Source organism: Hymenobacter aerophilus DSM 13606 (assembly GCF_000382225.1).
Classification (GTDB): Bacteria; Bacteroidota; Bacteroidia; order Cytophagales; family Hymenobacteraceae; genus Hymenobacter; species Hymenobacter aerophilus.
The window spans coordinates 50508-62833 of record NZ_KB907817.1 but is presented as its reverse complement, the minus strand read 5'-3'; the positions used below and the strand labels follow the sequence as shown (position 1 = coordinate 62833).

The following is a 12326-nucleotide window of genomic DNA, read 5'->3' as shown; positions in this document are numbered from 1 at the left end:
TTTGGGCCGCAAGCTTCAAGCCGCAAGCTACAAGCTGATGTTCACGCCAGCTTGTAGCTTGCGGCTTGAAGCTTGTAGCTCCTGAAATGAACGACGCGGATATCCGGCCTTTGCTGTACCCGCTGCTGGCGGGCGGGGTGTTTATCGACGAGCTGCCCACCGGCACCACCCGCGCCGACGTGGTGCACATCACCGAGCAGTTTATGCACGGCTACGAGCTGAAGGGCGACGCCGATACGCTGCAGCGCGTGCCCCGGCAGCTGCCCTGCTACAGCCAGGCCTACGATTTCGTCACGTTTGTGGTCACCGAAAAGCACCTGGCCCGGCTGCTGCCGCTGCTGCCCGAGTGGGTGGGCGTGCTGGTGGCCTCGCCGGCTGGTTTGCAGGCCCATCGCCCGGCCCAGTACAACGCCACCGTCGAGCGGCCCGCGGTGGCGGGGCTGCTGCGCGTAGAGGAAATCAAGCAGTATTTGCTGGCCCAGGGGCTGCCGGGCGTCAGCGGGCTGCGCCGCCGCGACATTATGAGCTTCCTGCGCACCACCCGTTTGGTTTCGCTGGCCGACCTCGCCCACTTTGTGCGCCGCCAGCTGCTGAGCCGCTACGAGGAGCGCCTGCTCATGCGCGCCGAGCGCAAGCTGGAGCGCGAGCGGATTGCCAAACGGCGCAAGCGGCGCCCGAAACACTGATTTCCGAGTATCTTGACGTCGTTGCCCGCAGCCGGTAGTCAGCCGGCGCCGGTGTTTATCTCCCACCTTTTTTTCCTGCCCATGGAAGCCGTAACCCTCGTTCCGAACAACAGCCTGCTCACCGCCACCCCCGAAGAAGGCCGCCAGCTGGCCGTGCGCATGAGCCGCCTCATTGTGAAAGCCACCCAGCCCGATGCCCAAAAGCGCGAGCAGCTGCGCGACGTGTACGCCAACGACGCGGCCATGCTGCTGGCCGTAACCCACACGGTGGCCATCGAGTTTGCCACCATTGCGGCGGCCAACAACTACTGGCGCTAAAGCCCAGCAAGCAGCACTGCTTCCGGTGCTTGCTGCTCCATAAACCGAGCCCTCTGTAAGGTCCGCCCGGGTGCGTTTCCGCTTGAAAAGGGAACGGGCCCGGGCGGACCTTGCTGTGTGAGCTTACAGCACAATTTTGCCGTCGCGCAGCGCCAGCTTGCCCTCGTGCTCCAGCTGCTTAACGGTGCGGATAACGGTTTCAACGCGCAGCCCGGTCAGGTCGGCCAGCTCCTGCCGGGTCAGGGGCACCAGAAAATCGGGCGGGTTGCCGGCCTGCTGCTTGAAGTAGTCCAGCAGCGTAAGCAGCTGGTGGGCCGCGGGGTAGCTCGACATCTCGCGGGCCTGCATAGACTTGTATTGCAGGCGTTTGGCCAGCGTGGCAAGAAAGCGCTGGTGGATATCGAAGCGCTGGCGCAGCAGCTCCAGCAGGGCCGGGTAGGCCAGCCGCAGCACTACGGCCGGTTGGCTGGCCACGGCCGAGGCCGGATACGGAAACTCGCCGAACAGCGGCGGCTCGCCCAGGCTTTCGCCGGCCTGAAAAATACCCTGAATAAACTCGGTGCCGTCCTCGATGCGGTTTATCATCCGCACTTCGCCCCGCAGAACCTGGTAGTAGAAATGGGCCGGCTCGTCTTCGGCAAACAGCACTTCGCCCTTGGCCAGGCTGCGTTGGGTGGCCCCGAACTGCTCCAGGATGTCGACTTCAATCATGATACATATAGCGGTAAGAGAGCCGCAAAGCTCGCTTCTGCCGGGCAAACGAGCTAATCGGGCCGGCGTTTAGCGGCTCCGGAACGTGCCGCAGAGGCCCAAAATAAACCGCCCGGTATGCGCCAGATCATAAAGGCGGGGCCGCCGGGCGGCGACCTTTGCTTCTGCAATGGCCACTGGCCCCCTTGCCGGCGGGCTGCCGGCCTTCTTCTATTACACGCTTCTGTTTATGTTCGCTCCTATGCAAGCCGGCAGCCTCCTCGATGGCCGCCACAAGTCTCTGGGCCCTCAAAAAGGCCACGTGCTCCTCAATAAAGATGGGCAGCGCATCATCTATAAAACCCTCGAAGCCGGCGAATCTATGCCCACCCATCACCACGATGGCGGCGACGTGCTGGTGATTGTGCTGGCCGGCGAGCTGGCCATCACGCAGGAGAATGACAAAACGGTGGAAGTGCAGGCCGGCGACTACGTGATTTTCCCGCAGGGTGCCCCTCACTCCCTGGTCTGCCACAAGGCGGCCCGCATCGTTATCTACCGCTAGGGCGCGGCGCAGGCCGCTTTTCCCCTGCCGCCTGCCATCACCCCCGCGCAACGCCGCCCCATCGTAACAGGTGCTACGATGGGGCGGCGTTGTGCGGGGGTGATGGTTAGGCCGCTTGGGCTGGCTGATTAGTTGCGGGCGGGTCGCGTTAGGTTTTCGAGGGCGGCCTTGAACTCGGGCGTATCGTACTCGGCCATGCCGTCGTGGCGGGCCACTACCTGCCCGTTGGGGTCGAGAATAACGGTGGAGGGAATGGAATTGGAATCGAACGGCGCGGCCAGCGGCCCCATCGGGAAATACACCGGGAAGGTGTAGCCTTTGCGCTTGAGCATGGCCCGGGCCTTGGCCGGGTTCTCATCCAGTGAAATCATTACAAAGGCCACCTTCGTGGGGTCCATTTTCTGGTACAGCGCCTGGATGCCGGGCATTTCGGCCACGCAGGGCGCGCACCAGCTGGCCCACAGGTTCACGAACACCGCCTTGCCCTTCAGGTCGCTGAGGTTGACGTGCTGGCCATCGAGCGTGAGCAGCGGCAGGTTGTGCGGGTAGGTTGCGCCGCCCACGGGCACCGCGGGCGTAGGGGCCGTGGCAGCGGGGGCCAGCTCAACCGGCGCATCGGCGTTCCACAGGCCGGTAGCCAGCAGTCCGCGCTGGATGGTGCCCATAACCGGCGTGCGGAGCGGGGTGAACAGAACGAGGGCAAACAGGGCTAGTGGAAGCCAGGAAACAAGGTTTTTACGATTCATAATCAGAGAATCTGAAAGCGTGATGACAAAGAGATACAAGGGGCCGCCAGCCGGTGGCCGGGCATGAAAAACCCGGCTACCGCGCCCAGCAAGTGGGAACGGCGAACCGGATACAGTACCCGGCTCCAGCGTGCGTTGCGTTACGAAAAACGAACGGGCGGAGCCTTGTTGGGGTGATTGGCAAACGCCTGCTCCAGGCCGGCATTCGGGCCGCGGACCGGCGCCGCATGGGGCGCATCGGCCGGCAACAGCAGCCCGAAATACAGGGCCGCAAAGTCGCTGCCCAAAGCCAAGTCCGGCAGCAGCAGCTTGGTTTTGGCCAGCTGAGTCTGCTCAGATACAGGAGCAGACTGCACCGTCTGCAGCTTCTTTTTGCACAGGCCGGCGCGGGACTGTTGCTGCGGCGCGTTGCCGCCCCAGCCGCTACCGGCGCCGCGGGCGGGCAGCGGCTGGCAGTGCAGGAACAACCCGGCATAGAGCAGCAGCAGCAAATGGGCCAGTGAACGGGGCATAAACAACGAAGCGAAGGGCAAAGGTGGGCACATTTTCAGCAACCAGCCGGCAGCCAAAGCGGCAACGGGCCGCCCGGCAGCGGCTGCCCGCTGCGCATAAAGCGTGCCGTTACGGGCGCAGCGGGTGGCGGGGCCCGGCGCCGGCCACCGGCCAAGCGGTTGCCCGCAGTTGCACACATGAACAAATGTTCATACATTTGCATCACAATATGACTCCAACACCTGATTCCTCCGACCTGAACCTGACCACCGAGAAGATGGAGAAGGTGGCTTTTATCCTCAAAACCACCGCCCACCCGACCCGCATTGCCATTGTGCAGCTGCTGGCCCGGCAGGAAAGCCTGTCGGTGACGGAAATCAGCGAGAAGCTGCAGGTGGAGCAGAGCCTCCTCTCCCACCACCTGACCGGCATGAAGCTTAAGGGCATTCTGGGCAGCCAGCGCGACGGCAAGAACATCTTCTACTCGCTGAAAATGCGCGAGGTGGTTGACGTGATTCAGTGTCTGGCCGGATGCACTTTTCTGTAGGAGCGCCGGCCTTTTTTAGGCTGCTATACATGAATACTCCTTCATAACTACATACGTTTCCTCGCTCCGGCATGCTCCCCTACTTCGGCTATTTTTCCGCCATCTTCATCGGCCTTTCGCTGGGCATTATGGGCGGCGGCGGCTCCATTCTCACCGTGCCGGTGCTGGTGTATCTGATGGGCGTGAGTCCGGTGCTGAGCACGGCGTACTCGCTGTTCGTGGTGGGCTCGACTTCGGTGGTGGGCGCGGCGGGCTACTTTCGTAAGGGCCTGGTTTCGCTGAAAACGGCGTTTATTTTCCTGCTGCCGTCGCTGCTGTCGGTGTTTGCGGTGCGCAAGCTGCTCATGCCCGCCATTCCGCAGGAGCTGTTCACGGTGGGCCGCCTCATTTTCACCAAAGACCTGCTGGTGCTGGTGGCGTTTGCGGTTCTGATGGTGGTGGCCGCTACGTCCATGATTCGCAGCCGGCCGGCCGAAGCAACGCCCACCGACAGATTGGCCAGCCAGCAGGCCTTCAATTACCCGCTTATTCTGGGCATCGGGCTGGTGGTGGGCGCGCTTACCGGCTTCGTGGGAGCGGGGGGAGGATTCCTGATTATTCCGGCGCTGGTGCTGGGCGCCCGCCTGCCCATGAAACTGGCCGTGGGCACCTCCCTGGCCATTATTTCGCTGAACTCGCTCATCGGTTTTACGGGTGATTTGAGCGCCGGCACGCCCATCGCCTGGGGTTTCCTGCTGGGCTTTCTGGCCTTCGCGCTGGCCGGCATCGTGCTGGGCACCTATCTGGCCCGCTTTATTCCGGGTGCCCGGCTCAAACCCGCGTTCGGCTGGTTTACGCTGGCCATGGGCACGTTTATTCTGCTCCGCGAGCTGGTGTTCAGGCAGTAGAATGAGCATGACACGAAACAGGACTCAAGTAGACTCCTAACGCTTCGCTTTCTCCAACTTCCTTCATTTTCCAAGCACCTTTTGTATGAAAATCGAACAGTTTGAAGACAAGGGCCTCGCCCATTTTTCTTACGCCATCCTCAGCGAGTGCGCCCGCGAAATCGTGCTGATTGACCCGGCCCGCGACCCGCAGCCCTACTACGATTACGCCCGCAAGCACGAGGCCCGCATCATCAGCGTCATCGAAACCCACCCGCACGCCGATTTTGTGAGCTCGCACCGCGAAATTGCCGAGCACACCGGCGCCACTATCCGCGTCAGCAAGCTGCTGGGGGCCGATTATGCCCACGAGGCGTTCGATGAGGGCCAGGAGTTTAGCAGCGGCAAGCTCACGCTGCGGGCCCTGAACACACCCGGCCACTCGCCCGATTCCATCACCATCATTCTGAGCCGCGAAGGCCGCGACGTGGCCGCCTTCACCGGCGACACGCTGTTTATCGGCGACGTGGGCCGGCCCGACCTGCGCGAAAAGGCCGGTAACCTCACCGCCAAGCGCGAGGAGCTGGCCCGCCAGATGTACCATTCGCTGCGCGACAAGCTGCTGCCGCTGGCCGGCGACGTGCTGGTGTACCCGGCCCACGGCGCGGGCAGCCTCTGCGGCAAGGCCCTGAGCGGCGCCAGCAGCAGCACCATCGCCGATGAGAAATTCAGCAACCCCATGCTGCGCGACATGAGCGAGCAGGAATTCGTGCAGGAGCTGCTGGCCGACCAGCCGTTCATTCCGAAGTATTTCGGGCACGATGTGGCCCTGAACAAGGCCGGCGCGCCCGCCTACGCCCCGAGCGTGGAGAAGGTGCCGCGGCTCAAGTCCGGTACTCAGCTGGCCGAGGGCGTGCTGGTGGTGGATTCGCGCCCCGAAGCCGAGTTCAAACAGGGCCACGTAGCGGGCGCGCTCAACATTCAGCAGGGCGGCAAGTTTGAAACCTGGCTGGGCTCGATTATTGGCCCCGAGGAGCCGTTCTACCTGCTGGCCGCCGACGAGGCCACGCTGGCAAGCCTCATCACCAAAACCGCCAAAATTGGCTACGAAGGCCTGATTAAGGGCGCGTTGGTAGGCTCGCCGGCCGAGGACGCTAAGCTACCGAAAATCGACGTGGCGCAATTCCGCCAGCATCCCGCCGACTACACCATCGTTGATATCCGCAACCGCGTGGAGCACCGCGACGAGCCTATTTTTGAGGGCGCCCTTAGCATTCCGCTGCCCGAGCTGCGCGAGCGGGCCCACGAAATTCCGACCGACAAGCCCGTGCTGATTCACTGCGCCGGCGGCTACCGCTCGGCGGCCGGCACCAGCATTGTGGCCCCCGTGCTGGCCGGCACCCAGGTGTTCGATTTGGGCGAGGCGGTGAAGTCGTTTCAGTCGGCCACGGCCCGGCACTAACGGCCACTACTGATGCTGCCCATCTTTTTGCAGCGACGGCCGCTGGCTGTGGCCGCCGTGCTTTTCCTTCTCATTTCCAGTTTACTGATGCTCAACTTCTTTAAGTCCTCTCCCCCGGCCTACGATAACCTGACGCCGGCCCAGTTTGCCGAGGCCCTGCGCCAGCCCGGCGCGGTGCTGCTCGATGTGCGCCGCCCCGACGAGTTTGCCGGCGGCCACCTGCCCGGCGCCATCAACATCGACGTAACGGCGCCCGACTTTGCGCAGCGCGTGGCGGCGCTGGATAAAACCCAGCCCACCTACGTGTACTGCCGCAGCGGGGCGCGGTCGGCCAAAGCGGCGGGGCAGCTTAGCCAGGCCGGTTTCACGTCAGTAGCCAATATGCTGGGCGGCGTGCTCGACTGGTCGGAACCACTGGAGCGCTAACCGGATGGCTACTTCAACTTCGGCCGGCGGCAAGCAGCACTGGGAAACTGTGTACGACACCCGCCAGCCCCACCAGGTCAGCTGGACTCAGGAGGTGCCCGCCACTTCGCTCGAATTTATCCGCGGCTTTGCGCTGCCCCGGCAGGCGCCCATTATCGATGTGGGCGGCGGCGACAGTAAGCTGGTGGATTTTCTGCTGGCGGAGGGCTACGAGAACCTGACGGTGCTCGATATTTCGGGGGCGGCGCTGGCCCGGGCCCGGCAGCGGCTGGGGCCGGCGGCGGCCAGCCGCGTGCAGTGGCTGGAGGCCGACGTGCGCGACTTTCAGCCCCCCCAGACCTACGCCCTCTGGCACGACCGGGCCGCGTTCCACTTCCTGACGGCTGCCCCCGACGTGGCGCGCTACCTGGCGCTGGCCCGGGCGGCGGTGGTGCCCGGCGGCTACCTCACCATGGGCACGTTCTCGCCGGAGGGGCCCACCAGGTGCAGCGGGCTGCCCATCCGCCAGTACAGCGAGCAGCAGCTAACCGAGCAGTTGCACCAGGGTTTCCGGAAGCTGCGCTGCCGCACCGAAGACCACCACACGCCGTTTCAAACCACCCAGAACTTCCTCTTCTGCTCCTTCCGCCGCCAGTTGGCCGCCACGGGCTGAGGCTTCGCTTTCCTGTTTTCTTATGCTTGAATTACTTCGTCAGCCCTGGCCCTGGTACGTGGCCGGGCCGCTGATTGGCCTGACGGTGCCCGCGCTGCTGCTCATCGGCAATAAGGCGCTGGGCATCAGCTCCTCGCTGCGGCACGTGTGCGCCGCCTGCGTGCCCGCGGGCATCCCGTTTCTCAACTACAACTGGCGCGCCGAGGCCTGGAACCTGTTTTTCGTGCTCGGCATCGGCCTCGGCGGCTTCATCAGCTACCAGCTGATGGGCCACCCCGACACGGTGGCTATTTCGGCCGAAACCGTGCGCGACCTAAAGGCGCAACTGCACCTGACCGACTTTTCGGGTTTGCTGCCCCGCGAGCTGTTTGCGCTGGAAAACCTGGGCAACTGGAAGGGCTGGGTGTTTCTGGTGCTGGGCGGCTTTCTGGTGGGCTTCGGCACGCGCTACGCCGGCGGCTGCACCTCGGGCCACGCCATTTCGGGCCTCTCCAACCTGCAGTGGGTGTCGATGGTGGCAGTTATTGCCTTTTTTGTGGGCGGCCTTTTGATGACCTGGGTGCTGTTCCCGCTGCTGTTCTAACGCTTGTTGCTCGTCTGATGAAAAACCTGAAATACCTGGTGCTGGGCGTGCTGTTCGGCATCATCCTCACCAAAAGCGAAGTGGTCAGCTGGTGGCGCATCCAGGAGATGTTCCGCTTCCAGAGCTTCCACATGTACGGCGTCATCGGCTCGGCCATTGTGGTGGGCCTGCTTTCGATTCAGCTCATCAAGCGCAACCGCCTGAAAACCATCAACGGCGAAGAAATCAGGCTGGCCGATAAGCAGTACACTCACGGCACCTGGATTGGCGGCACTATTTTCGGGCTCGGCTGGGCCCTGACCGGCGCCTGCCCCGGCCCCATGTTTGCCCAGCTGGGCAGCGGCGTGGCCGGCGCCGCGGTGCTCATTCTGGCCGCGCTGGCCGGCACCTGGACCTACAGCGCCCTGCGCGAGCGGCTACCCCGGTAGGGTGCCCGTTGCCGGACTAACCTTTCTTTAAGCCTCGTATGCCTCCCCTCCCGCCACCCCTGCCGACCGTTACCGCCCCGGCCCACCCGGCCCGAAAAAAGCTCTCCGGCCTCGACCGGGGCCTCACGCTGTGGATTTTCCTGGCCATGGCGCTGGGCGTGGGCCTGGGCTATTTCGTGCCCGGCATCAACGAGGCGGTGAACTACTTTTCGGTGGGCACCGTGAACGTGCCGCTGGCTCTGGGGCTGATGCTGATGATGTACCCGCCGCTGGCCAAGGTGAAGTACGAGCAGCTGCCCACGGTTTTTCGCAACACGCGCATCATTGGCCTCTCGCTGGTTCTGAACTGGCTGGTGGGGCCGCTGCTGATGTTTGGGCTGGCCGTGTGGCTGCTGCCCGACAAGCCCGAGTACATGGTGGGCCTGATTCTGATTGGCATTGCCCGCTGCATTGCCATGGTGCTGGTGTGGAACGAGCTGGCCGACGGCAGCCGCGAGTACGCCGCCGGACTGGTGGCGCTCAACTCCATCTTCCAGGTGCTGTTTTATGCGGTGCTGGCCTGGTTGTTTATCACCGTGCTGCCGCCGTATTTCGGGCTGCCGGGCTATGCGGTCAATATCAGCATCGGCGATATTGCCCAGAGCGTACTCACGTACCTGGGCATTCCGTTCGCGGCCGGCTTTCTGTCGCGCGCGGTGCTGCGCCGCCTGAAGGGCGACGCGTGGTACGAACAGGTGTTCATTCCGGCCATCAGCCCCATTACGCTCGGGGCGCTGCTGCTCACCATTGTGGTCATGTTCAGCCTGAAGGGCGAAACCATCGTGCAGCTGCCGCTCGATGTGCTGCGCATTGCCCTGCCGCTGGCATTGTACTTCGGCATTATGTTTCTGCTCAGCTTCGCGGCCGGCAAGTACCTGGGCGCCAGCTACGCCGAGAACACCTCCATTGCCTTCACCGCCACCGGCAACAATTTCGAGCTGGCCATTGCCGTGGCCATCGGCGTGTTCGGCCTCAACTCGGGGCAGGCCTTCGCCGGCGTCATCGGCCCGCTCATCGAAGTGCCCGCCCTCATTGCTCTCGTGAACGTGGCCTTCTGGCTGCGGCGCCGCTGGTACCCGGCTACGGCACCCGGCCGCTAGCCTTTCTCCGGCCTAATCAGGCCAGAAACGCGGTCAGCGGGCCGGTGTGCGTGAGCGTGAGCTGGTGCATGGCGCGGGTGCAGGCCACGTACAGCATGCTCTGGTCCACTTCCGTCCGGTAGTTTTGGGCGGACACAAAGGGCACAATTACCTCGTCAAACTCCAGCCCTTTGGCCAAATGGGCCGTGGTGATGACGACGCCTTCCTTGAAAGCCGAGGACTCATCGGTCAGCAAATGCACGTCCGGGGCCTCCAGAGCCTCAAACACCAGCTCGGCCTGCGGCAGGGTTTTGCAGATGATGCCCAGCGACTGGTTGCCGGAGTTGCGGTAGGCCGCCAGCAGCTGCCCGAGCTGCGCCAGCTCGTCGGCGGGGCCGCTGCAGCGCACAATGGCGGGCGCGGGGCCGTGCCGTTCCAAGGGCAGGATGTGGGGATTGGGCACGATGCGCTGGGCGAAGGCCGTAATTTCCATGGTCGAGCGGTAGCTGCGGTACAGGCGCACCACTTCGGCCTGCGGAAACACCCGCTCGATGGTTTCGGCCGAGGACGCGCTGTAGGGGTTCACCGTCTGGCTCACGTCGCCCAGAATGGTTTTGCGGCAGCTAAACAGGCGCGACAGCACGGCGTACTGCACGGGCGTGTAATCCTGCATTTCGTCGATGAGCAGGTGCTTTACGTGGGCGTAGGCACTCACGCCTTCCAGCCGGATGCGCAGGTAAATCAGGGCAAACACGTCGGCGTACTCCAGCTTGAGGCTGTGGTTTAGCTTGAGCAGCTCGGGCCGGCCCACCCAGCGGTAAAAGTCGCGGTAGCTGTCGAGCACCGTGCGGAACGGGAACAGCCGGTCCAGGGCTTCGCTGATGGTGGATTTTTCGCGGCCGCTGAGCTTGCGGCCGACGGCGTGGCGCACGTAGTCGCGCACGTCCTGGGCGGCCAGCGCGAACCGCTTCAGCAGCGGCACGCGGTGGTAAGTGCGGAATTTCTGCTCGATAACCGCCTTCGGCACCACCGTGCCGCCCACCCGCAGGTCCTGAAACCGGAGGCCGTTGTTCTCAATATCCAGCAGGTACTGGTTGAGCTGGCTCAGGAATTCAAACGACGATTTGAACTGAATCCGCTCGATGAAGGCCGGGTCGGGCCGCTCCAGCAAAGCCGACACCTGCTCGAAAAACGTCTGGAACGGCTGGTTGTTTTCGAGCAGGTCGGCCGCCAGCTCCTCCATCACCAGCTCCGGAATGTGCTCCTCGCCCAGCTCGGGCAGCACGTTGGAGATGTAGTCGGCAAAGACCTTGTTGGGCGAGATGATAAGGATGTCGGAGGCGGCAATGGTTTCGCGGAAGCGGTAGAGCAGAAACGCAATGCGGTGCAGGGCAATGGAGGTTTTGCCCGAGCCGGCCACGCCCTGAATCACCATCACCGGGGCCTCCTCGTTGCGAATCACCGCGTTCTGGTCGCGCTGAATGGTGGCGACGATGTTCTTGAGCTTGTCGTCGGACGATTTGGCCAGCTCGCGCTGCAGCACGTCGTCGTGGATGTTCACGCCGCTGTCGAGCATGAATTCCAGCCGCCCGTCGCGGATTTTGTACTGCCGCTTGCGCCTGATTTCGCCCCGCACTTTGCCCCCGGGCGTGGTGTAGAAGCCTTCGCCCAGCTCAAAATCATAGAACATCGACGAGATGGGCGCCCGCCAGTCGTAAATCAGGTTGGCCCGCCGCTGCTCATCAAAAAACGAGTAGATGCCGATGTACACCGGCGCGGCCTCCTTACCGGCCGGCGCGAAATCTAGGCGGCCAAAGTAGGGCGACTGGCCCAGCTTGAGCAGCTTGCGCTTGCGGCCCACCGCCGCCTCGCCCGTAAACGCCATCCGGTTGATAGACTGGCCCGCGGCCACCATATCGGCCCCATCCATGCCCGACTGGTGCTCGTGGATGTACTCCTTTTTCTCGCGCAGCTCGTCGGAAAACTGCTTCACCGAGCCATCCACCCGCCGGATGGCCAGCGTGAGCTGCTCCTTGATTTCTTCCAGGTATTCTTTCTCGTCTTGCAGGGTTTCGTTCGTCACGGCCGGGCGCTTGGGGAATGAGCTGCAAAGGTCAGCGCAAATTCCGGCTCTTGGAAGCCGCCGCGGGTTTTAGCCGGCCGGCCAGCTCACCCCACAGGCCAACGCACCGCCCAAATGCTGCGTAAACCGGCAAACAGCCCGGGCCGCGCCGCCATCGGCACCTGACGAACATCATGCAATAGGCTGGTGAAAGTCAGGGCCCCGGGGCGGGCGGGGCGCCACCTTTGCGCAAGTGCAGCGCCCGGTGCCCCGCTGGCCCGCGGCTGCATTTGCTACTTTTTAACCCTCTACCGATGAAGCCCGAAACCCGTAAGAAAGCAACCGGCAAAGTATTGCTCACCTCCCTGGCCGGCGCCGGCGTTGGCGCCGTGGTCGGCATCCTGCTGTATTCCAAGCGCAGCACCGAGCGTCGCCGCCAGTTCCGCGACTTCCGCACCGACCAGCGCCTGCGCCTGCTCGGCGACTGGAACAAGCTCAAGGCCAAGCTCCAGCACGCCTACACCCAGCTCACCGACGAGGACCTGACGTATATAGAAGGCCGCGGCCACGAGCTGGTAGAGCGGCTGAAAGCCAAGCTCGGCAAAAGCAAGCGCAAGGTTTTCAAGCTGCTGATTTCGCTATAAGCCCTTCTGCGCGCCCCGGCGCGAATCAGCTGCTTGCTTAA

General features: G+C 63.5%; 16 protein-coding genes. 12 read left to right on the top strand and 4 right to left on the bottom strand.

Going from position 1 to position 12326, the window contains the following annotated elements:
- Positions 1-86 precede the first annotated feature (86 nt).
- On the top strand, positions 87-686 hold the full coding sequence (locus tag H145_RS22865; protein ID WP_019948675.1) for a sce7726 family protein: 600 nt from the start codon (positions 87-89) through the stop codon (positions 684-686).
- A gap of 81 nt (positions 687-767) precedes the next feature.
- Positions 768-1004: a hexameric tyrosine-coordinated heme protein gene (locus H145_RS0113410; protein ID WP_019948674.1), complete on the top strand. Its 237-nt coding sequence runs from the start codon at positions 768-770 to the stop codon at positions 1002-1004.
- 123 nt (positions 1005-1127) lie between these two features.
- On the opposite strand, the gene H145_RS0113405 is transcribed toward H145_RS0113410, so the two are convergent.
- The gene (locus H145_RS0113405; RefSeq protein WP_019948673.1) at positions 1128-1715 is read right to left on the bottom strand and encodes a Crp/Fnr family transcriptional regulator; all 588 of its coding nucleotides are present in this window, start codon (positions 1713-1715) and stop codon (positions 1128-1130) included.
- 229 nt (positions 1716-1944) lie between these two features.
- Between H145_RS0113405 and H145_RS21310 the strand changes: the two genes are divergently transcribed.
- On the top strand, positions 1945-2259 hold the full coding sequence (locus H145_RS21310; RefSeq protein WP_205619318.1) for a cupin domain-containing protein: 315 nt from the start codon (positions 1945-1947) through the stop codon (positions 2257-2259).
- Between the two features lie 128 nt (positions 2260-2387).
- On the opposite strand, the gene H145_RS0113395 is transcribed toward H145_RS21310, so the two are convergent.
- Positions 2388-3005, bottom strand: coding sequence for a TlpA family protein disulfide reductase (locus H145_RS0113395; RefSeq protein ID WP_033426241.1), 618 nt, complete (start codon positions 3003-3005; stop codon positions 2388-2390).
- 140 nt (positions 3006-3145) lie between these two features.
- Complete coding sequence (locus H145_RS0113390; RefSeq protein ID WP_157541553.1) at positions 3146-3517, bottom strand: hypothetical protein; 372 nt, start codon at positions 3515-3517, stop codon at positions 3146-3148.
- A gap of 209 nt (positions 3518-3726) precedes the next feature.
- On the opposite strand from H145_RS0113390, the gene H145_RS0113385 reads away from it, so the two are divergent.
- The 8 genes from H145_RS0113385 to arsB all read left to right on the top strand — a co-directional run bounded on the left by H145_RS0113385 (position 3727) and on the right by arsB (position 9600).
- A complete protein-coding gene (locus tag H145_RS0113385) occupies positions 3727-4044 on the top strand; it encodes an ArsR/SmtB family transcription factor (RefSeq protein ID WP_071595191.1) in 318 nt (105 codons plus the stop codon).
- A 71-nt stretch (positions 4045-4115) separates the two neighbouring features.
- Complete coding sequence (locus tag H145_RS0113380; RefSeq protein ID WP_019948668.1) at positions 4116-4931, top strand: sulfite exporter TauE/SafE family protein; 816 nt, start codon at positions 4116-4118, stop codon at positions 4929-4931.
- Between the two features lie 85 nt (positions 4932-5016).
- Complete coding sequence (locus H145_RS0113375) at positions 5017-6372, top strand: MBL fold metallo-hydrolase (RefSeq protein ID WP_019948667.1); 1356 nt, start codon at positions 5017-5019, stop codon at positions 6370-6372.
- An 87-nt stretch (positions 6373-6459) separates the two neighbouring features.
- The gene (locus H145_RS21305) at positions 6460-6798 is read left to right on the top strand and encodes a rhodanese-like domain-containing protein (RefSeq protein ID WP_033426249.1); all 339 of its coding nucleotides are present in this window, start codon (positions 6460-6462) and stop codon (positions 6796-6798) included.
- Between the two features lie 4 nt (positions 6799-6802).
- Complete coding sequence (locus tag H145_RS0113365) at positions 6803-7450, top strand: class I SAM-dependent methyltransferase (RefSeq protein WP_019948665.1); 648 nt, start codon at positions 6803-6805, stop codon at positions 7448-7450.
- A 22-nt stretch (positions 7451-7472) separates the two neighbouring features.
- A complete protein-coding gene (locus H145_RS0113360; protein WP_026351503.1) occupies positions 7473-8033 on the top strand; it encodes a YeeE/YedE family protein in 561 nt (186 codons plus the stop codon).
- A 17-nt stretch (positions 8034-8050) separates the two neighbouring features.
- On the top strand, positions 8051-8461 hold the full coding sequence (locus H145_RS0113355; RefSeq protein ID WP_019948663.1) for a DUF6691 family protein: 411 nt from the start codon (positions 8051-8053) through the stop codon (positions 8459-8461).
- A gap of 38 nt (positions 8462-8499) precedes the next feature.
- Positions 8500-9600, top strand: a complete 1101-nt coding sequence (arsB, locus tag H145_RS0113350) for an ACR3 family arsenite efflux transporter (RefSeq protein ID WP_019948662.1) — start codon at positions 8500-8502, stop codon at positions 9598-9600.
- A gap of 16 nt (positions 9601-9616) precedes the next feature.
- Here arsB and H145_RS0113345 read toward each other — a convergent pair whose 3' ends face one another.
- Positions 9617-11662, bottom strand: coding sequence for a HelD family protein (locus H145_RS0113345; RefSeq protein ID WP_019948661.1), 2046 nt, complete (start codon positions 11660-11662; stop codon positions 9617-9619).
- 293 nt (positions 11663-11955) lie between these two features.
- Here H145_RS0113345 and H145_RS24775 point away from each other — a divergent pair, with 293 nt between their 5' ends.
- Entirely contained in the window at positions 11956-12285 is a 330-nt protein-coding gene (locus tag H145_RS24775; protein WP_019948660.1) for a CsbD family protein, read from the top strand.
- The last annotated feature ends 41 nt before the right edge of the window (positions 12286-12326 follow it).